General features: G+C 72.9%; 16 protein-coding genes. 9 read left to right on the top strand and 7 right to left on the bottom strand.

Annotated features, from left to right (window positions below):
- The 3 genes from AB0M39_RS26180 to AB0M39_RS26170 form a co-directional block, all read left to right on the top strand.
- Nucleotides 1-650 (top strand): potassium-transporting ATPase subunit C (locus tag AB0M39_RS26180; RefSeq protein WP_365368336.1); only part of this gene is annotated, 650 nt, incomplete at its 5' end.
- A gap of 94 nt (nucleotides 651-744) precedes the next feature.
- Nucleotides 745-1,431 (top strand): response regulator, encoded by a 687-nt coding sequence (locus AB0M39_RS26175; protein ID WP_365368335.1) that lies wholly within the window; start codon nucleotides 745-747, stop codon nucleotides 1,429-1,431.
- 80 nt (nucleotides 1,432-1,511) lie between these two features.
- Nucleotides 1,512-4,055, top strand: coding sequence for a DUF4118 domain-containing protein (locus AB0M39_RS26170; protein ID WP_365368334.1), 2,544 nt, complete (start codon nucleotides 1,512-1,514; stop codon nucleotides 4,053-4,055).
- Nucleotides 4,056-4,166: 111 nt separating this feature from the next.
- Here AB0M39_RS26170 and AB0M39_RS26165 read toward each other — a convergent pair whose 3' ends face one another.
- Complete coding sequence (locus tag AB0M39_RS26165; RefSeq protein WP_365368333.1) at nucleotides 4,167-5,840, bottom strand: CocE/NonD family hydrolase; 1,674 nt, start codon at nucleotides 5,838-5,840, stop codon at nucleotides 4,167-4,169.
- Between the two features lie 542 nt (nucleotides 5,841-6,382).
- On the opposite strand from AB0M39_RS26165, the gene AB0M39_RS26160 reads away from it, so the two are divergent.
- Both AB0M39_RS26160 and AB0M39_RS26155 read left to right on the top strand, forming a co-directional pair.
- A complete protein-coding gene (locus AB0M39_RS26160) occupies nucleotides 6,383-6,586 on the top strand; it encodes a cold-shock protein (RefSeq protein ID WP_030846597.1) in 204 nt (67 codons plus the stop codon).
- Between the two features lie 333 nt (nucleotides 6,587-6,919).
- Complete coding sequence (locus tag AB0M39_RS26155; RefSeq protein WP_365368332.1) at nucleotides 6,920-8,443, top strand: DEAD/DEAH box helicase; 1,524 nt, start codon at nucleotides 6,920-6,922, stop codon at nucleotides 8,441-8,443.
- A gap of 105 nt (nucleotides 8,444-8,548) precedes the next feature.
- Here AB0M39_RS26155 and AB0M39_RS26150 read toward each other — a convergent pair whose 3' ends face one another.
- Entirely contained in the window at nucleotides 8,549-9,244 is a 696-nt protein-coding gene (locus AB0M39_RS26150) for an HAD family phosphatase (RefSeq protein WP_365368339.1), read from the bottom strand.
- Nucleotides 9,245-9,269: 25 nt separating this feature from the next.
- Complete coding sequence (locus AB0M39_RS26145) at nucleotides 9,270-9,752, bottom strand: Lrp/AsnC family transcriptional regulator (RefSeq protein WP_365368331.1); 483 nt, start codon at nucleotides 9,750-9,752, stop codon at nucleotides 9,270-9,272.
- Nucleotides 9,753-10,344: 592 nt separating this feature from the next.
- Between AB0M39_RS26145 and AB0M39_RS26140 the strand changes: the two genes are divergently transcribed.
- From AB0M39_RS26140 to AB0M39_RS26125, 4 genes are all read left to right on the top strand, one after another.
- Nucleotides 10,345-11,790 (top strand): amino acid permease, encoded by a 1,446-nt coding sequence (locus AB0M39_RS26140; protein WP_365368330.1) that lies wholly within the window; start codon nucleotides 10,345-10,347, stop codon nucleotides 11,788-11,790.
- A gap of 335 nt (nucleotides 11,791-12,125) precedes the next feature.
- A complete protein-coding gene (locus AB0M39_RS26135) occupies nucleotides 12,126-13,646 on the top strand; it encodes an FUSC family protein (protein ID WP_365368329.1) in 1,521 nt (506 codons plus the stop codon).
- A 254-nt stretch (nucleotides 13,647-13,900) separates the two neighbouring features.
- Nucleotides 13,901-15,184: a nitric oxide synthase oxygenase gene (locus tag AB0M39_RS26130; protein ID WP_365368328.1), complete on the top strand. Its 1,284-nt coding sequence runs from the start codon at nucleotides 13,901-13,903 to the stop codon at nucleotides 15,182-15,184.
- A 240-nt stretch (nucleotides 15,185-15,424) separates the two neighbouring features.
- Nucleotides 15,425-16,471: a lactonase family protein gene (locus AB0M39_RS26125; protein WP_365368338.1), complete on the top strand. Its 1,047-nt coding sequence runs from the start codon at nucleotides 15,425-15,427 to the stop codon at nucleotides 16,469-16,471.
- A gap of 127 nt (nucleotides 16,472-16,598) precedes the next feature.
- Here AB0M39_RS26125 and AB0M39_RS26120 read toward each other — a convergent pair whose 3' ends face one another.
- The 4 genes from AB0M39_RS26120 to AB0M39_RS26105 form a co-directional block, all read right to left on the bottom strand.
- A complete protein-coding gene (locus tag AB0M39_RS26120) occupies nucleotides 16,599-17,519 on the bottom strand; it encodes a hypothetical protein (RefSeq protein WP_365368327.1) in 921 nt (306 codons plus the stop codon).
- A gap of 95 nt (nucleotides 17,520-17,614) precedes the next feature.
- A complete protein-coding gene (locus AB0M39_RS26115; protein WP_365368326.1) occupies nucleotides 17,615-18,646 on the bottom strand; it encodes a BadF/BadG/BcrA/BcrD ATPase family protein in 1,032 nt (343 codons plus the stop codon).
- Nucleotides 18,643-19,320, bottom strand: coding sequence for a uracil-DNA glycosylase (locus tag AB0M39_RS26110; RefSeq protein ID WP_365368325.1), 678 nt, complete (start codon nucleotides 19,318-19,320; stop codon nucleotides 18,643-18,645). The genes AB0M39_RS26115 and AB0M39_RS26110 overlap by 4 nt, the downstream gene beginning before the upstream one ends.
- A gap of 35 nt (nucleotides 19,321-19,355) precedes the next feature.
- Nucleotides 19,356-20,444: an exo-alpha-sialidase gene (locus AB0M39_RS26105; protein WP_365368324.1), complete on the bottom strand. Its 1,089-nt coding sequence runs from the start codon at nucleotides 20,442-20,444 to the stop codon at nucleotides 19,356-19,358.
- Between the last annotated feature and the right edge of the window lie 226 nt (nucleotides 20,445-20,670).

Below are 20,670 nucleotides of genomic sequence, written 5' to 3'. Positions count from 1 at the left end.
TGCTCTGGGCGGGCCTGCGCGCCCTGCTCGTGCTGACCGTGGTGACCGGCGTGCTCTACCCGCTGGCCGTCACCGCCATCGCCCAGGTCGCCTTCAACGACAAGGCCAACGGCTCCGAGGTCAAGGACGCGAGCGGCAGGGTCGTCGGCTCCGACCTCATCGGCCAGACCTACAACCTGCCGAAGAAGGACCCGGACGACGCCGAGGAGGCCGCGGTCCCGGACCTGAAATGGTTCCAGCCGCGCCCGTCCAACGGCCTCGGCTCCAACAGCGTCAACCCCCAGTACCAGCTGATCCTGTCCGGCGCGACCAACCGGTCCGGAGACAACGCGGACCTGATCGCCTGGGTGAAGGACGCCAAGGCCGCCGTGGTCAAGGACAACTCGGTCCCCGGCCACAAGGTCGAGCCCGAGGACGTGCCGGCCGACGCCGTCACCTCCTCCGGCTCCGGCCTCGACCCGCACATCTCCCCCGAGTACGCGAAGCTCCAGGTCCACCGCGTCGCCGAGAAGAACAACCTGGACGTCAAGGCGGTCGACAAGCTCGTCGCCGACCACACCGACGGCCGGACCCTCGGCTTCCTCGGCGAGCCCCGCGTCAACGTCCTCCAGCTCAACATCGCCCTCAAAAAGCTGGTGGACAAGAGCTGATGGCCTTACCGCACGAAGGGGATCCGGCGCCCTGGCAGGTCCAGGGCGCCGGCTCCCGCCGTATGTCGAACTACAAGAGGAAGGCAGCACACCGATGACCCGGGTGCTGGTGGTAGAGGACGACGCACAGCTCGCACGCGCTCTGGCGATCAACCTGCGGGCGCGCACCTACGAGGTCGACTCGGCGCCCGACGGCGCCAGCGCCCTCAGGCTCGCGGCAGACAAGAGCCCGGACGTGGTCGTGCTCGACCTGGGACTGCCCGACATGGACGGCGTCGACGTCATCAGAGGGCTGCGCGGCTGGAGCCGGGTCCCCGTGCTGGTGCTGTCCGCGCGCACCGGCTCCGAGGACAAGATCCGTGCGCTCGACGCCGGCGCCGACGACTACATGACCAAGCCGTTCAGCATGGACGAGCTGATGGCTCGGCTACGGGCGGCGACTCGCCGCACCGAGGAGACGCTGCCCACGCCGTACGCGTCGCACCTGGTCACGACGGACGAGTTCACCGTCGACCTGGTGGCGAAGAGAGTCCGGCGCGCGGACCGCGACGTTCGGCTGACCCCGACGGAATGGCATCTGCTGGAGATCCTGATCTCCCACCCCGGGGTCCTCGTCAGTCAGCGCAGGCTGCTCCAGGAGGTCTGGGGGCCCAGCTACAGCAGGAAGACGAACTATCTCCGGGTCTACATGGCGCAACTGCGACGCAAGCTGGAAGTCGACCCGTCGCACCCCCGCTATCTGATCACCCAACCCGGAATGGGCTACCGCTTCGAGGCGTGACGGACCGACTGCCGGCGGGCAGTCGGTCCGACCGGTGTGGAGCACTTGTACTGTCCGTCCTCGAGCGAGAAACGACACCCATGGGACGCGGAAAGCTTCGGATCTACCTCGGCGCGGCGCCGGGCGTCGGCAAGACCTACGCGATGCTGTCGGAGGGCCACCGGCGCGTCGAACGCGGCACGGACTGCGTCGTCGCCTTCGTCGAGCACCACCACCGTCCGCGTACGGAAGTGATGCTCCACGGGCTGGAGACGATCGAACGCCGGGAGATCGAGTACCGGGGCACCGCCTTCACGGAGATGGACGTCGACGCCGTGCTGGCCCGGCGGCCCGCCGTCGCGCTCGTCGACGAACTGCCGCACAGCAACGTCCCGGGCTCTCGCAACGCGAAGCGCTGGCAGGACGTCGAGGAGCTGCTCGCGGCAGGTATCGACGTCATCTCCACCGTCAACATCCAGCACTTGGAGTCGCTGGGCGACGTGGTCGAGTCGATCACCGGTGTGCGGCAGAAGGAGACCGTCCCCGACGAGGTCGTACGCCGCGCCGACCAGATAGAGCTCGTCGACATGTCGCCGCAGGCCCTGCGCCGCCGAATGGCCCACGGCAACATCTACAAGCCCGACAAGGTCGACGCGGCCCTGTCCAACTACTTCCGGCCCGGAAACCTCACCGCCCTGCGGGAGTTGGCGCTGCTGTGGACGGCAGACCGGGTCGACGAGTACCTCCAGGAGTACCGGACCGAGCATCGCGTCTCCAAGATCTGGGGCTCGCGCGAACGGATCGTCGTCGGGCTCACCGGCGGCCCCGAGGGCCGCACGCTCATCCGCCGCGCCGTTCGGCTGGCGGAGAAGGGCGCGGGCGGCGAGGTGCTCGCCGTCTACATCTCCCGCAGCGACGGCCTCACCTCCGCCTCCCCGAAGGAACTCGCCGTCCAGCGCACCCTCGTCGAGGACCTGGGCGGCACCTTCCACCACGTCGTCGGCGACCACATCTCGTCGGGGCTGCTGGCGTTCGCCCGGGGCGTCAACGCCACCCAGATCGTGCTCGGGGTGAGCCGTCGCCGTTCATGGCAGTACGTCTTCAGCCCCGGCGTCAGCGCCACGGTCGCCCGGGAGTCGGGCCCCGACCTCGACGTCCACATCGTCACCCACGACGAGGCGGCCAAGGGCCGCGGCCTGCCCGTCGCCCGCGGCGCGCGCCTGGGCCGCTCCCGGACGATCTGGGGCTGGCTCGTCGGCCTGATGGGGCCGGCGCTGCTGACCCTGCTGCTCTCCACCGCCGCTCCCGACGTGGGTCTGGCCAACGACGTCCTGCTCTATCTCAGCCTCACCGTCGCAGCGGCGCTGCTCGGCGGGCTGCTGCCCGCGCTGGTCTCCGCGGCCGTGGGCTCGCTGCTGCTGAACTGGTTCTTCACCCCGCCCATCCACCAGCTCACCATCGCGGACCCGCGCAATATCGTCGCCCTGGTGGTCTTCGTCGGCGTGGCGGTGTCGGTCGCCTCGGTGGTCGACCTCGCCGCCCGGCGCACTCACCAGGCCGCCAGGCTGAGGGCCGAGGCCGAGACCCTCTCCTTCCTCGCAGGGAGCGTGCTGCGCGGCGAGACGACCCTGGAGGCCCTGCTGGAGCGGGTCCGCGAGACCTTCGCCATGGAGTCGGTGGCGCTTCTGGAGCGTCACAACGAGGCGGAGCCGTGGTCGTGCGTCGCCCGGGTCGGCCCCAGTCGGGCCGACAGGCCCGACGACGCGGACGTGGACATGCCGGTCGGCGACCATCTGGCGCTGGCCCTGTTCGGCCGGGTGCTGCCCGCGGAGGACCGTCGCGTCCTCGGCGCGTTCGCCGCGCAGGCCGCCGTGGTACTGGACCGGCAGCGGCTGGTCGGCCAGGCGGAGGACGCCCGCAAGCTGGCCGAGGGGAACAAGATCCGCACCTCGTTGCTCGCCGCGGTCAGCCACGATCTGCGCACCCCCCTCGCCGGCATCAAGGCGTCCGTCTCCTCCCTGCGCTCCGACGACGTCGACTGGTCCGCGGAGGACCAGGCCGAGCTCCTCGAGGGCATCGAGGAGGGCGCCGACCGCCTCGACCATCTCGTCGGCAACCTGCTGGACGTCTCCCGTCTGGAGACGGGCACCGTGACCGCCGTCATCCGGGAGACCGACCTTGACGAGGTCGTGCCCATCGCCCTCCTCGGCGTACCGGAGGACAGCGTCGACCTGGACATCCCCGAGACCCTGCCGATGGTCGCCGTCGACCGCGGCCTCCTGGAGCGGGCCGTCGCCAACATCGTCGAGAACGCCGCCAAGTACAACCCGGCCGGCGATCGCGTCCTGGTGGCGGCCAGCGCGATAGCCGACCGCGTCGAACTGCGCGTCGTGGACCGGGGCCCGGGCGTGCCCGACGAGGCGAAGGACCGGATCTTCGGCGCCTTCCAGCGGTACGGTGACGCCCCGCGCGGCGCGGGAGTCGGGCTCGGCCTGGCAGTCGCCCGGGGCTTCGTCGAGGCCATGGGAGGCACGGTGTCCGCCGAGGACACCCCCGGCGGGGGCCTGACCATGGTCCTCAGCCTGCGGATGGCCGACGGCCTGCCCCTCTCCCGCCCGGAGCTCTCCGCGGAGGCGACGACATGAAGTCGGCCGCGGGCATCCGCCGACGGCGAAGCGGCTCAGGATCGTTGCTTTCTGGGTTGACCGGGACGCCCTCCGCGCCCCCGGCCCGGGCGCGGCGCGTGAGGCCCGCGCTCAGCGCAGGGGCAGCGCCAGCTCGGACGGATCGTGCTGCGGCGAGCTGAACGTGACCTTGCCGCCCAGCGCCGTACGCCCGCCGTACAGCGGGTCCTTGGTGTCCAGGACCAGCGCCAGCCGGTGTCCCGCCGGCAGGTCGTAGGCGGTGGCGAAGAGCTCGACGTCGAGCGGGAAGGCCCGCCCCGGCGTCTTGCCCGACCAGCTCTGCGGCGCGTGGGAGATCAGCTTTCCCACACCGAGGGCGTTCACGTCGTAGAGGTAGCCGATCGCCGTGCCCTCCGGCGTGGAGGAGGTGACCGTGGTGTGCACCCTGGCCGCTCCCCGGACGCGCTGGGCGGTCGGGTACGGCGCCGACTGCCAGACCGCGCCGGCCCGGCGGGGCAGCAGCGGGACCAGCACGACCGGCGGCAGCTTGACGACCTGGTCGAGCAGCCCGGACAGTTCGGCGACGCCTCCGTTGGCGCCGGAGTCGACCCCGCCGGCGACGGTCTTGTGCCACCCCGTGCCCGCCGAGCCGCCCAGCGCGCCGGTGCCGAGGACGTCGGCTCGGCCGAGGCGCAGCCGCTCGGTCCGGGAGCTGACGGCCTGCCAGGACGGGTACGTCTCGCGGCTTCCGCCGGGCCGCACCTCCAGCTCCACCGGCGGCCGGGAGGCGGCCCTGCCGCCGCCCTTGAGATGCTCGTCGAACCAGCGGAGCGCGCTCGCCCAGGTGGCGTTGTCCAGCCCCAGCAGGCCGGTGACCTCCTGGGTGGCGTGGTCCCCGGGGCGCAGCTCGATCCGCTTGGGGCCGGTGAGCCGCTGGTAGAAGGCGGTGATCTGGCTGGGGTTGAAGATGCTGTCGCCCCAGGCGTTGGCGAGGAAGACGGCCGTGCCGTTGGCGTTGACGCGGTCCACGTACGCCTCGGGGGACCTGGTCCGCGCCCATCGGACGACGTCGGGGGCGTTGCGGTCGGCGAACAGGTCGGACAGTATCCGCTGGAGCTCGGCGCCGCCGCGGCCGGTGGGCGCCTGGACGGCGGCGAGCACCGCCGCCGCCTGGAGGTGCCGGGTCTCGCCGCTGTACAGCGAGTCGACCAGGTCCCCCCATCCGCTCAGCGCGGCGACCGCCTTGATCCGCGGGTCGGCCGCGGCCCCCATCAGGGTCAGGCCGCCGCCCAGCGAGAGACCCGTCATCCCGATCCGCCGCGGGTCGGCCGGGGTCCGGGCGAGGGCCCAGTCGATGACCGACGAGATGTCCGCGACGTCCTTGGGCCCCGCGACGTCGACCTCGCCGCCGGAGAGCCAGAAGCCGCGGACGGTGTAGGTGAGCACGACATAGCCGCCCGCGGCGAGCCGTCTGCCCTGGAGGACGTACTCGAGGTCGTTCTGTCCCCAGCTGGCGGGCTGCACGATCACCGGGTAGCGACCCCGCGCGTCCGCGCCCGGCGTGCCGGGGGTGGGGGTGAACACGTTCGCCTTGAGGACGGCGCCGTCCTTCATCGGGATGTCGACGAGCCGGAAGGAGGGGCCCGCGGCGGCTCGGGACGCGGCGGGCAGCGGGCTCGGGGCCGCTGTCGCGGGCGCCGTGGGGGCCGCGGCGACCGTTCCGACGAGGGCGAGCGCCACGGCGACGGCGGCGGTGGTCGTCCGGACCCTGGCGCGGTGGGCGCCGGGGCGTTGCGTTCGTCTCACGGGGGCTCCATCTGGATCGGACCGTCGTGCCCCGGAAAGGCGCCGCGGAGGCGCCCGCCCACCGGCGCGGTGATCGGAGACTAGACGTGCGGAACCAGCCGGAGTGAGATGATGATCAGCCAAATTACTCACGGGTAAGGGCCGGAAGCACGACGTCGGGTACGCGTCGCCGCCGCCGCTCGCGCGATCCGGTCTGGAGATCGTTTCGGCCGCCGCGGGCGCGGACGGCGGGCCGTCGGCCGGGGTGGCGAATATCTGTCGCCGGGAGTTCAGAATTTGCCCCGTGGAGGGCGGCGAATTTTCGCCGACGTCGACGTGGACGCCGGTGAAATAACGGGCTGCGCACCTTGTCCGACGGCGGTGCCGTGCTAGTCTTGATCTCAGTTGCAGTTGTGGTTCCCAAAGATTTCAAGTGCTTTTGATAGCTGTATGCCATCGAGTGCTTTAATTTCCGGAGAATTTTTCCGGACGGGGCAATCATTACGGCGACGCCGGAGTTCGCACAGTGCGGCCTCCGTGCACTGCCCCGAAGGAGATATGACATGGCTACTGGCACCGTGAAGTGGTTCAACGCGGAAAAGGGCTTCGGCTTCATCGAGCAGGAGGGTGGCGGCCCGGACGTCTTCGCCCACTACTCGAACATCGCCACGTCCGGCTTCCGTGAGCTTCAGGAAGGCCAGAAGGTGACCTTCGACGTCACGCAGGGCCAGAAGGGCCCGCAGGCCGAGAACATCGTTCCCGCCTGACGCTGACGCAGACGCGTACCACGCAGCTGGGGCCCGCACCATGGGTGCGGGCCCCGGCTCGTTGGCGTGCTCGGGGTTCGCCCGACGCGCCCTGACGGCGCCTCGAGGCCCGCGTGAGCGCGGGCGAGGCGCCGACGTCCTGCCGTACGGCAGCGGCGAGACGAGCCGCCCGTCCCCGTGGATTCCCGCAATTCCGGCGCCGGGCGCCCCCGTGCTCCGCACCGAAGCGGCGGCCGGTCTCGTCCCAGTATTTACTCCGGCTCGTTCTTGCAATTCATTCGGCCATTGCGCCGAGAATTCCTCGATACGTGCCCTATCGAGGAAGGGTTCTGTATGAACCGATCGACCCGCAAGAACGACCGCTACTCCAATCCCCGCCAGGGCGGCTCGGCCGGCGCCGACCGCGGCGCCCGGTTCCGCCCGCAGGGACGCGGCCAGGGCGGCCCCGCCCGGCGTCGTCCCTCCGCGCCGCAGGGCGAGTTCGCCCTCCCCGTCACCGTCACCCCCGCCCTCCCCGCCGCCGCGACCTTCGGCGAGCTGGACATGCCGGCCGAGCTGCTGAAGACGCTCACCGGCCTCGACGTCACCGAGCCGTTCCCGATCCAGGGCGCGACGCTGCCGAACTCACTGGCGGGCCGCGACGTTCTGGGCCGTGGCCGCACCGGCTCGGGCAAGACGCTCGCCTTCGGCCTGGCGATGCTCGCGCGCACCGCGGGCCGGCGCGCGGAGCCGCGCCAGCCGCTGGCTCTGGTGCTCGTCCCCACCCGGGAGCTGGCGCAGCAGGTGACCGACGCGCTCACCCCGTACGCCCGTTCGCTGAAGCTGCGCATGGCGACCGTGGTCGGCGGGATGTCGATCGGCCGCCAGGCGGGCGCGCTGCGCTCCGGGGCCGAGGTCGTCGTCGCGACGCCGGGCCGTCTGAGCGACCTGATCGAGCGCAAGGACTGCCGGCTGGACCGCGTGGACATCACCGTGCTGGACGAGGCGGACCAGATGGCCGACATGGGCTTCATGCCGCAGGTCACCGAACTTCTGGACCAGGTCCGTCCCGACGGGCAGCGGATGCTGTTCTCGGCCACGCTCGACCGCAACGTCGACCTGCTGGTCCGGCGCTACCTCAACGACCCGGTGGTCCACTCCGTGGACCCCGCCGCCGGCGCGGTCACCACGATGGAGCACCACGTGCTGCACGTCCACGGCGCCGACAAGTACGCCACCGTCACCGAGATCGCCGCCCGCGACGGCCGCGTGATCATGTTCCTGGACACCAAGCACGCGGTCGACGGGCTGACCAAGCACCTGCTGAACAGCGGCGTACGCGCTGCGGCGCTGCACGGCGGCAAGTCCCAGCCCCAGCGCATCCGTACGCTCGCCCAGTTCAAGACCGGCCATGTCACCGTGCTCGTCGCCACCAACGTCGCGGCGCGCGGCATCCACGTCGACGACCTCGACCTCGTCGTCAACGTCGACCCGCCCAGCGACCACAAGGACTACCTCCACCGCGGCGGCCGCACCGCCCGCGCCGGCGAGTCCGGCAGCGTCGTCACCCTCGTCCTGCCCAACCAGCGGCGCGACATGGCCCGTCTGATGGCGGCCGCCGGGATCACCCCGCAGATCGCCCAAGTGCGCTCCGGCGAGGCCGAGCTGAGCCGTATCACCGGCGCACAGGCCCCCTCCGGCGTCCCCATCGGCCCCGGCGCGCCGGTCAAGGAGCGCTCCCAGCGCGGCGCCCCCTTCCGGGGCATGGGCACCCGCCCGGGGCAGTCCGGCCGCGCCGGCGGCGAGTCCCGCCGGTCCGCCGAGGCCCGTCAGACGGCCGAGGCCCGCAAGGCCGCCCGGGTCCGCCGCTCCGTCTAGCGCGACAGGACGCGCTGACCGGCGCGAGCACGCGCGGCGCGGGAACCGCGCTGCACGCTCGCCCGGTCGGCGCGCCTGAGGCCGGGCTGCTGGGCACGAGCCCGGTCAGGCAGGCGCGCCGACCGTCCAGTCGTACGCCGCCTGCGCCGTGAACTCGCCCTGGCCGCCCGCGAAGAGGAGCCCCGCCGACTGGAACGCCGGATCGTCGGCGGTCTCGGGGACGTACGGAACGGCGATGCAGCGCATCCCGGCCGCGTGCGCCGCCGCCGCGCCCGGAGGCGCGTCCTCCACGACCACGCAGTCGTCCGGCGAGACGCCCAGCCGGCGCGCGGCCTCCAGGAAGACGTCCGGCTCCGGCTTGCCGTGGGCGACCTCCTCCGCGGAGACGATCGTGGGGAGGTACGCGTCCAGGCCGGTGCCCGCCAGGACCGCCTCGATGGCGGTCCGGGACGAACCGGACGCCACCGCCATCGGCACGCCCGCCGCGTGCAGCCGCTCCACGAACGTCCGCATCTGGGGGAAGACGTCGGTCGAGGTGCGCGCCAGCTCCAGATAGGCCCGGTTCTTGCCGGCCAGCAGCTCCTCCACCGGCGCCTCGATCCCGTACTCCTCGCGCAGGACCTCCAGCGTCTCGCGGGTGCCGATGCCGATGAAGCGGGTGTGGCTCTCCCAGCTGAAGTCCCGCACGCCGTGCTCGGCCAACAGCCGCCGGCCTGCCTCGTAGTAGTTCGGCTCGCTGTCCACGAGCGTGCCGTCGAGATCGAAGACGACCGAAACCGAAGATGTGCGCGCGGTGCTCATACGCTCCAGCATGCCAAGGCGCTCCTCAGCGAGGCGTGCCGGCCGCCTTGCCCACCGACTCGACCAGCGGCAGCAGCCGGTGCGGCACCCGCTCGCGCAGGGCCATCTCGGTCCGGGTGCGCACCACGCCCGGCAGCTGGATCAGCCGCTGGATGACGTCCTCCAGGTGGCCGTTGTCGCGCGCGGCGACCCGGGTCAGCAGATCGCCGCCGCCGGTGATCGAGAAGGCCTCGATGATCTCCGGCAGGGCCGCCAGCGCGTCGCCGACCTCGTCCAGATGCCCCTGCGTGACCTCGATGTGCACAAAGGCGAGCACCGGGTGCCCGAGGGCGGCGGGGGAGAGGTACGGCCCCGAGCCGGTGATCACCCCGTCCCGCTCCAGCCGGTCGATCCTGGCCTGGAGCGTGCCGCGGGCGATGCCGAGGATCCGGGCGTACTCGCGCACGCTGGTGCGCGGCTGCTCGATCAGCAGCCGCAGGATGCGGGTGTCGAGTGCGTCGACCGTCACGGTCCGCGGCCTCCTCTGGCCCGAATGTCCTGGCCTCTGGCCCGAAGGCGCTGGCCCTGGCCCGAAAGCGCTGGCCGCGGCTGAGCCAATGGCCCAGTCTATCCCGGCCCTCCGTGCGACGCGGGGCGACGACCAGCGCCTTCGCGGTGATCGCCCTGCGGTGCTCCGCGAAGCGGACATGAGTTTCCGCATGCGGGGGCCGTCCCAGGGCGGGCGGGGTTGTACGGGTTGGTTTGAGCAACTGTCTGAAGTGGGGGCGACCGCGTCTGACATCTGTACATGGCCGCCGCGGGGGGTTGGCTCCTAGGTTCTGCGTACCCCGAATCCGAGCGCCGGGCCATCCCCGGCGCCCATAGCGGCCCTGTCTTCCGCCCCGGCGCCTTCCGCGCCGTGTGTGCCGACGGGCCCAGGCGACGTCGCCGACTCGAAGGCGTCGGCGAGCAGTTCGCGCACCGTGCCGACTGCTGCGACGGGCCGGCCTCCCAACGGGCCGTCCACAGTGCCGTCCTACCCCATGTCCGGCCTGCGGACCGGTCTCGGCCGCCCCGTCCCGCCGCCCCGCACCTCTTCCTTCCCCCTGTGAGGACTGAGCATGAGCGCACAACCGACGACCACCGGCGTGGCCTCGCCACCGCGTGAGCCCGGGCAGACGCCCTCCCCGGGCGGCCTCCAGGCGGGGCTCAAGAACCGGCATCTGTCGATGATCGCCATCGGCGGTGTCATCGGCGCCGGCCTGTTCGTCGGCTCCGCCTCGGGCATCGCGGCCGCGGGCCCCGGCATCCTTCTGTCGTACGCACTCGTCGGCACGATGGTCGTCTTCGTGATGCGGATGCTGGGCGAGATGGCGGCCGCCCATCCGACGTCCGGCTCGTTCTCCGCGTACGCCGACCGTGCGCTGGGCCGCTGGGCCGGCTTCTCGATCGGCTGGCTGTACTGGTTCTTCTGGGTCGTGGTGCTGGCGGTCGAGGCGACCGCGGGCGCGGCGATCCTGGAGAGCTGGATACCGTCGGTTCCGCAGTGGGCGTGGGCGCTGATCGTGATGGTCGTGCTGACCGCGACCAACCTGGCGTCGGTGTCGTCGTACGGCGAGTTCGAGTTCTGGTTCGCCGGGATCAAGGTCGTCGCCATCGCCGCCTTCATCGTGATCGGCGGGCTCGCGGTCTTCGGAGTGCTGCCCGGCTCCGGCCACGAGGCGACGGGCCTGGACCATCTCACCGGCCACGGCGGATTCCTGCCGAACGGCGCGGGCGCGATCCTCACCGGCGTGCTGATGGTCGTCTTCTCCTTCATGGGCAGCGAGATCGTCACCCTCGCCGCCGGCGAGTCCGAGGACCCGCAGCGCGCGGTCACCAAGGCCACCAACAGCGTCATCTGGCGAATCGCCGTCTTCTACCTGGGCTCGATCCTGGTCGTCGTGTCGCTCCTGGACTGGGACGACCCGGCGATCAAGGAGCATGGCTCGTACGTCGCGGCGCTGGACGCGATCGGCATCCCGCACGCCGGCCAGATCATGAACGTCATCGTGCTCACGGCCGTGCTCTCCTGCCTCAACTCCGGGCTCTACACCGCCTCGCGCATGGCGTACTCGCTCGGCGAGCGCGGCGACGCGCCGAAGGCGTTCGCACGGACGAACCGTCGCGGCGTGCCGCGGGCGGCGATCCTGGGCTCGGTCGTCTTCGGCTTCGTCGCCGTCTTCTTCAACTACCAGTGGCCCGACACGGTCTTCCTCTTCCTGCTGAACTCCTCTGGCGCGGTGGCCCTGTTCGTCTGGCTGGTCATCTGCTTCACACAGCTGCGGATGCGCGCGATCCTGCTGCGCGAGTCGCCGGAGAAGCTGGTGGTGCGGATGTGGCTCTTCCCGTATCTGACGTGGGCGACGATCGCGATGATCTCGTTCGTGCTGGTCTACATGCTGACCGACGACGCCGGACGCGAGCAGGTGATCCTCTCCGTGCTGGTGGCGGCGCTGGTCGTGGCCATCGCCCTGATCCGGGAGCGCGTCCGCGCGAACAGAGGGGACGCGGTCGTCGAGCGGTAGCCATGGCCGTCAGGCCGCAGCCGTCGCGCTATAGCGCGCGGGCCCTCTAAGGCGCGCGGCCCTCTATAGCGCAGGCCCTCGATCTGGCCCTCTATAGCGCGCAGGCCCTCCGCCCCGAGCGGAGGGCCTGCGCGCTCTAGGCCGTGCTGCCCCCCGCTCGGTGGTCCGTTGGCCCGGATGACGGGTGCCCTCCCCGTCCGATACTGGGCCAATGGCCCACTGATCCAAGCGTCGCTTGAGCCAATGGGGCCCCGGATGTTCTCATGGGGACGTCGATGGCGCTGCGGATTCCGCGGCGCCTTTTTCATGCCAGGACGGCGAAGGGGCGGCAAGCAGTGCTGAAGAGGGTGTTCGTGGCTCCGGATCCGGGGCGGCTGCGGCTGCGCAGCGCTCTGCGGTCCGTCCTCGGCGTCGGTCTGGCGGTCGCCGCGTGCGCCCTCACCGGCCACCACCTCACCGCGGTCATCGCCGGCGGCCTCGCCGCGCTGCTCGCCCTCTTCACGGTCACCGACCCAACCGTCCGCGGTCAGGCGGTCACCACCGCCCTGCTGCCCGCCGTCGGCTTCCCGGTCCTCGCCCTCGCGGCCGGGCTGCACGACGTCGCGCTGCTGCGGGACGCGGCGTTCCTCGCCGTCGCCGGCCTCGGGGTGTACGCCCGGCGCTGGGGCCCGCGCGGCCACGCGCTCGGGGTCTTCGCGTTCATGACCTTCTTCGTGGCGCAGTTCCTGCACACCGTGCCCGGACAGCTGCCCGGCCTGTTCTCCGCCGTCCTGACCGCCCTGCTCGCCTCCTCGGGCGTCCGCTTCGGCCTGTGGTGCTACGAGCGGCGGCTGCCGCCGGCCGCCCCGCCGGCCCTGCCGGGCGGATCGGGCCTCGAGCGGACCACCACCCGACAGGCGATCCAGGTGACGGTCGCGGGCGGGTTCGCGCTCGTGCTGGGCCAGATCCTGTCCGAGGGCCGCTGGTACTGGGCCGTCGGCGCCGCGTGGTGGATCTTCGTGAACACCTCCTCGCGCGGCGAGACCCTGGTCCGCGGGTTCCGTCGGATCCTCGGCACGGTCGTCGGCATCGCCGCCGGACTCCTTCTGGCCCTGCCGCTGCACGGCGCGGTGGCCCCCACGGCGGCCCTGGTGGCCGTGTGCGTCTTCGCGATCTTCTACGCGGCCCCGGTCTCGTACAGCTGGATGATGCTGGCCGTGACGCTGCTCGTCTCCCTGCTGTACGGACTGCTCGGAATGCTGGAGCCCGGCCTGCTCGCGCTGCGTCTCGCGGAGACCGGCGTCGGCGCGCTCGGCGCGACGCTGGCGGTGACGTTCGTGCTGCCCATCACGACGCACGCCGCGACCCACGCCTGGATCGAGCGCGCCGTGCGCTGCGTGCACGACTGCACCGCCGCGGCGGCGCGCCGGCTGGCCGGCGACGAGGAGGCCGACCCGGCGCCCCTCGCCGCGGAGCTGGAGGCGGTCCTCGGCCGCGCGCGGCTCTCCCTGGCCCCGCTCGTCCACCCGCTGAACCCGCTGCGCGCCCGCAAGGCCCGTGCCCGCCAGGTCCTGGTCCTGCTGGACGACTGCGCCCGCGAGGTGCGCGGCCTCGCCTCCGTCGCGGCCGACCCGCAGGCCTCGCACGACGCGCGGCTGGCGGCGGCCTGCTGGCGCGTGGAGGCCGCAGTCGAGGCCCTGGTCTCGCCCGGCACGCGGTCGGCCGCCGAGTCGGCGCCCGCGGCCCACGGGTCGGCCGTGCAGCACCACCCCGGCGCGGAGGCCGCGCTGCACCATCTGCACGGGCTGGAGAAGCTGCTCACCGAGCTGGCCGCGCCCCTGCACAGCTCCCCGGGCTCCCCGCTCGTCAGGTCCTGACCGCGAGCCTGATCGCCGGCCTGACCACGGAGGACGCCGACGGAGCGTCAGGCCCAGGACCGGTCAAAGACGTTCACGGACGTTCAGCGACGATCCGGGATGCCTTATTCGATGGGAACGGGTGTGCGGCATGGACAAGAAGTGCTTGGATGAGGCGATTTCACCCCGCATACACAGGGTGGATCAGCCTGTTCGAGGGGTAACGACAGCGGCATCCACGTATGTCCCCTCAAGGACCCCCGGGGGTGCGCACCATGCGGAAGTCACTGCTCAGATACCTGCGCCGGAGGGCGGCGGACGACCCGAAGGCGGAACAGCACCAGTGGGCGGACGCGACCGCTAAGCAGGCCGGCTGCCCCATGGCCCACTCCGAGCGGCCCCCGGCGGGCCGCGCGGAGTCCGGCCCGCCGGCCACCCTCGACGAACTGCGCCAGGAGGCCGAGGAATTCCTCGTCCAGTACCACCGTGAGGAGCCGGAGGCAGGCGATCTCGCCGCCCGTCTGGCAGCCGTGCGCGCCGAGATCGACAAGACCGGAACCTACCGCCACACCTCGTCCGAACTCGTCTATGGCGCACGCGTCGCTTGGCGCAACAGCAACCGCTGCATAGGCCGCCTCTACTGGCGCTCCCTGCGCATACGCGACAGAAGACATGTCGAGGACGCCGACTCCGTGGCGCGCGAGGCCGCGGAGCATCTGAGGCAGGCGACCAACGGCGGCCGGATCCGCCCGCTGATCACGGTGTTCGCCCCGGACGCCCCCGACCGGCCCGGACCGCGGATCTGGAACGAGCAGCTCGTGCGGTACGCCGGGTACGGCGCCGTGCCCGGGGCCGCAGGGGCGTCCGCCGTCGGCGACCCGCGCAACGCCGGGCTCACCGACCTCGCGCTCCGGCTCGGCTGGCCGGGCGGTCCGGGCACGCCCTTCGACGTACTGCCTCTCGTCATAGAGGACGGGGACGGCAAGCCGCGCTGGTTCGAGCTGCCGCGCGACGCCGTCCTCGAAGTGGAGCTGCGGCACCCGGAGGACGCCTGGTGCGCGGCCCTCGGCCTGCGCTGGCACGCCGTGCCCGCCATAGCCAACATGTGCCTGGAGATCGGCGGGATCTGCTACCCGGCGGCCCCCTTCAACGGCTGGTACATGGGCACGGAGATCGGCGCGCGCAACCTCGCCGACACCGACCGGTACGACCTGCTGCCGCGCGTCGCCGAGCAGTTGGGGCTCGACACGACGAGCGACCGCTCGCTCTGGAAGGACCGGGCGCTCGTCGAGCTCAACCGCGCGGTGCTGCACTCCTTCGACCGGGCGGGCGTCACCGTCACCGACCACCACACCGAGTCCCAGCGCTTCCTCGCACACCTGGAGCGCGAGGCCGGCCATGGGCGAGGGGTGGGAGCCGACTGGTCGTGGATCGTGCCGCCGATCTCGGGCGCCGCGACGCCCGTCTTCCACCGGACGTACGACTCGACCCAGTGGCGGCCGTCCTATGTCCACCACGCGCAGGCGCAGGCGCGAGCACGGGGCGAGGCGAGCGAGTAGGGCGGGGGAGCGGGGGAGCGGGGGAGGGCCGCGGTTGGTCTAGACCGATGCTGCTAGCGTCGGCCGCGCGTTGTGCGATCAGCAGGCGGACACAGGCGGACATGGGGAGGCGCTGTGAGCCAGGGAGCCGAGCAGGGCGGGCGGGACGACCGAGCAGAGCAGGGCGGGAGGCATGCGGGGAGCGGTCGGGGCCGGAAGGCCGGCGGGGCCGTCGAGGCGGGAGAGGCTCCAGAGGCCGCTCTGAGCGCCGTACGCGCGTTCATCGGATCGTTCACCTCGGCGGGGGGCTGCGGGATCGTCACGGCCGCCGTGGACGGGCGCACCGGCGCCTTGACGGAGACCGGGGCGAGCGACGCCGTCGCCGACCCGTCCTTCCTCGCACTGGCCGCCTCGTCGGGTCCGGCGCGCCCGGTGCTCTACGCCGTCTCCGAGACCTCTGAGGGCGCGGTCGCGGCGCTCGACGTCAGCGGCGGCGCGCCGCGGCTGATCGGCGTGCCGGTGCCCGTGTGCGGCGCCGCGCCCACGCATCTCGCGCTCGCCTCCGATCACCTGATGACGGCGAACTACGGCTCCGGCAGCGTCAGCGTGCTCCCCCTGCGGCCCGACGGACGGGCGTCGGCCGCCAGCGGCGTCATGCACCACGAGGGCGCCGGCCCCGACCCGGACCGCCAGCGCGGCCCGCACGCCCACCAGGTGCTCCCCGACCCGTCCGGGCGCTGGGTGCTCAGCGTCGACCTCGGCACCGACTCCGTGCGGATCTGCGCGCTCGACCCTGGGACGGGCGAGCTGAACCTGCACTCCGAGACCGCGCTGCGCCCCGGCACGGGCCCGCGCCATCTCGCCTTCCACCCGGCGGGCGCCCACGCCTACGTCCTGAACGAGCTGGAGCCGACCCTCGTCGTCTGCCGCTGGGACGCGGACGCCGGCGTGCTCGAGCCGGTCGGCGAGGCGGCCGTCGCGCCGCAGGGCACGCCGCGGCCCGTCTACCCCTCCGAGGTGGTCGTCTCGCCCGACGGCCGCCGCCTGTGGACGGCCAATCGCGGGCAGGACGCCATCGCCGTCCTCTCGCTCGACGAGACGGGCGAGCGGGCCGAGCTGGTGGCGACCGTGCCGTGCGGCGGGCGCTGGCCGCGGGACCTCACCCTGGACCCGTCGGGGCGCAGGCTCTACGCGGCCAACGAGCACTCCGGTGACGTCACCTGGTTCGACGTCGACCCGCAGACGGGCGTCCCGCGCCGCGCCGGGTCCCTCGACGTCCCCGCGGCCTCCTGTGTGATCTTCGCCTGACGGCGCTCGGAGCGCCTTGGGGCCCCGCAGCGCCGTGGACGGGCCCGAGGACGCCCTAAGACGAGAGAAAGGGCCCGTACCGGTCAGCGCGACCGGTACGGGCCCTTCGTCCTGCGTGTGCGGGCCGTCAGCGCGACGGAGCGCCCTGCGGCTGCGGCGAGATGCCCAGCGCGCTCGCGTACTGCGAGAGCACCAGCTTGCCGATCGCGGGGTACGCGCCGAGCGCGTCGGCGGCGGGGCAGCCCGCCTCCTTCGCGGCGGCGTCGAGCAGGCCCTCGGGCAGCTCGGGGCCGACGAGGTACGGGGCGAGGGCGAGCTGCATCGAGCCGGAGCCGCGCAGCTGCTCGGCGATGGCCGCGATCGAGCCCTCCTGGTCGAGCGCCGCCGCCATGACGGGCACGGCCAGCCGCGCGGCCAGCAGCATCCCGGTGATCCCGGCCGCCTGGACGGCCTCTTCGCCGCCGACGGTCGCCAGGATGATGCCGTCGGCCGCCGTGGCCACGGTGAACAGCCGGGCGCGGTCGGCGCGGGCCAGACCGGCCTCGGAGAGCCGCACGTGCACGGCCTCGGCGAGCAGCGGGTGCGGGCCGAGGACGTCGGTCAGCTCGGCGTGCGCGCGGCTGTCCATCACGGCCTGGCGGACGCGCCTCATCAGGGCGCTGTCGGGGCCGGCGAGCAGCGGCACGACGACGGCGGCCGGACCCTCGGGCTCGTTCACCTCGCGGCCGGCGGCCTTCGCGATCTCGTACCGCTCGGTGCGCCGGGCGGCGGTCTGCGCGAGGACGCTCTCGAGCGTGGGGTACTCGGCGTCGTCGCCGTCCAGGTACCCGATGCCGACGTCCAGGCCGGGCAGCTCGGAACGAGCGATGCTTATGACCTCTTCGGCCAGAGCGCGCGTCGCCGGCGCGGGAGCGCCGGGAACGGCGAGCACGAGCGCGGGCGCGCCCTCAGGAGCGGCCACGGGTTCCGGACGGCGGTGCCGACCGGACTGTCGAGGTCGCGGCATTCGTACAGGCAGGCCGGATGCGGGCCCAGTGGGGGAGCTCATAGCGCCGCATGCTAGTGGCTTTGTGGGCTCGGCTGTTCGGGGAGGGGGCAGTCAAGCGTCATCTGTCCGTATTTATCCGATGGGCGGCGTACGTCTCAAGTACCCTGCTCTGCCGACACGTGCAGCAGCGTCTCATGGAGGGGCAGCCGGAGCGTGCCCGAGGCGAGCGCGGAGGCGAGGAGCAGCGCCCCGGCCAGCGGGTCGCCGGCCGCCGATACGAGCTGGGCGTGCGGCAGTTGTCCGGAAAGCTCGGACCGCAGGGGCAGGAGGAGCGGCTCGCCCAGCTTGAACAGCCCTCCGGTCAGGGCGACTTCGCAGCCGTCGGGCGCCTCGGCCGCGGCCGGGCAGACCGCGGCGGCGGACTCCGCGATATGCCGGGCGGCCTGGGCGAGCACGCCCGCGGCCACCTCGTCGCCGTCCTCCGCCGCGCAGCGGGCGACGTGCGGGGCGAAGGACGCGAGCACCGCCGGCCGGTCCGAACGCGGGTAGAGCAGGCCGGGAACGTCCCGCGCGGGACCGAGCGCGGACTCCATCGCGGCCAGCAGCGCGGGCGAGCCCGTCGCCCGCCCGTCGTGGGCGCGCAGCGCCGCCTCCAGGCCGGCCCGGCCGATCCACGCGCCGCCGCCGCAGTCGCCGAGGAGGTGCCCCCAGCCGTCGGCCCGCCGCCAGCCGGTCAGATCCGTGCCCAGCGCGATCATGCCGGTGCCGGCGGCGACGACGGCGCCCGGACGCTGGCCGAGCGCTCCTGCGTAGGCGGTGACCGCGTCGGCGGCCAGCACGAGGCGCCGCACGCCCAGCGAGCCCGCCAGCGCAGCGGGCAGCTCGGCGCGCAGCCGGCCGCCGAGGGACGCCATCCCGGCCGCGCCGATCGCGACCGCGCGGACCGAGCCGCCGCCGACGCGCTCCAGCAGGCCGCGCGCCATCGGCAGCAGCTGCTCCAGCAGATGACCGGCGTCGATGCCGCCGGTCCCGGTGCGCACGGGCTCACGGGACTCGACGACCTCATGGGCGCCGGGTACGGCCGCGTCCGGGCCGCCGGGGCCGTCAGGGTCTCCCGCGGCCCTCGTCAGCGCAGCGCGCAGGCCGGAGCCGCCGGAGTCCACCCCGAGCACCCAGCTCGCGGTCACGGAAGCCGCCAGTCCACCGGCTGGGCGCCCTGCCGCTGGAGCAGCTCGTTGGCCCGGCTGAACGGCCGCGACCCGAAGAAGCCGCGGTCCGCGGACATCGGAGAGGGGTGCGAGGACTCGATCGCGGGGAGGTCGCCGAGCAGGGGGCGCAGATTGCGGGCGTCGCGCCCCCACAGCACCGACACCAGGGGCTTCCCGCGCGCGGCGAGCGCCCGGATGGCCTGCTCGGTCACCTCCTCCCAGCCCTTGCCGCGGTGCGCGGCGGGCTTGCGGGGGGCGGTGGTGAGCGCCCTGTTGAGCAGCAGCACCCCCTGCCGCGTCCACGGGGTGAGATCCCCGTTGGCGGGCCGCGGGTGGCCCAGGTCCGCGTGCATCTCCCGGAAGATGTTGTCCAGGCTGCCCGGCACCGGCCGCACCTCGGGCGCGACCGAGAAGCTCAGCCCCACGGCGTGCCCTGGTGTGGGATACGGATCCTGACCGACGATCAGGACGCGCACCTCGTCGAACGGCTGCTGGAAAGCGCGCAGCACATTCGATCCGGCCGGCAGATAGGTGCGTCCCGCGGCGATCTCAGCGCGCAGGAAGTCGCCCATCGCGGCGATGCGTTCGGCCACCGGGCCCAGGGCGTCGGCCCATCCCGGCTCGACGATTTCGTTCAAAGGTCTCGCTGCCACGGAGCGTCACTCTACTGGTGCAACGGCCCCCTCGATCACCCCATGGCCGCCGCCCGTACGCACAGGACGTCCGGCAGGTGCGAGGCGATCTGCCGCCAGCTGTCCCCGTCGTCCGCGCTGGCGAACAGCTCGCCGTTGCGATTGCCGAAGTAGACGCCCGCCGGATCGGCGTCGTCGGTGCACAGCGCGTCCCGCAGCACCGTGCCGTAGTGGTCGCCCTCCGGCAGCCCGGCGGAGAGCGGCTCCCAGGTGTCGCCGGCGTCGCCCGTGCGGTAGACGCGGCAGCGATGCCCGGCCGGGACGCGGTCGGCGTCGGCCGTGATCGGGAAGACGTAGGCGGTGCCGGAGCGGTGCGGGTGCGCGGCCACGGCGAAGCCGAAGTCGGACGGCAGGCCCGCGCCGATGTCGGTCCACCGCGCGCCGGCGTCGTCGCTGCGGTACACCCCCCAGTGGTTCTGCAGATACAGCCGGTCGACGTCGCCCGCGTCCTGCGCGATCTTGTGGACGCACTGCCCGAACTCCGGGTTGGGGTCGGGCAGGAAGACGGCCGAGACCCCGCGGTTGGACGGCGCCCAGCTGGCGCCGCCGTCCTGGGAGCGGAACACCCCCGCGGTCGACACCGCGACCGTCACGGCCTCGGCGTCCCGGGGATCGGTCACCACCGTGTGCACGGCCTCGCCTCCGCCGCCGGGCACCCACTGGGAGCGGGTGGGGTGCTCCCACAGGGGGCGTACGAGCTCGAAGGTCTCGCCCCGGTCCGTCGAGCGGAACAGGGCGGCCGGCTCCGTGCCCGCGTACACCACGTCCGGGGCGGCCGCGCCCGCCGGATGCAGCTGCCAGACCCGCTCCAGGGAGGCGCCGGTGTCCTTGGGGAACTTCACCGCCGGCTTCGCCGGCTCGACCCAGGTCCGGCCCAGATCGTCGGAGTGGAAGACGGACGGCCCCCAGTGCGCGCTGTCGCCGCCGACCAGCAGCCGGGGGACGGGTCCCCTGCGGGTGTCGATCGCGATCGAGTAGACCGCCTGGGCATTGAAGTGCGGGCCGTCGAACTCCCAGGATCCACCGCTTCCGCGGCCGATGAACAGCCCTTTTCGTGTCCCAACGGTCAGAAGAACATCGGTCATGGCCTTGCCTCCAGGACGCCTTTGTCGCGGATACGGGCCAGTCTGCACCCGCCCACTGACAGTGGCTCGTGGACGGGCGTCCGCGCAGGTCAGCCCGTGCACGCGGACGCCGGGGCAGGGTCGGGCCGCGGCGGGGCGTGCGCAGTGGAGACCGTCCGCGTCCCCCGAACTCATCGGTCGCCGAGGAGGCGGTTCTCAGCCAGGGGTCTCGGGGCCACGGGAGCAT

It is taken from the genome of Streptomyces sp. NPDC051907, assembly GCF_040681075.1.
Lineage (GTDB): Bacteria > Actinomycetota > Actinomycetes > Streptomycetales > Streptomycetaceae > Streptomyces.
This window is presented reverse-complemented; position numbering and strand designations above follow the sequence as displayed.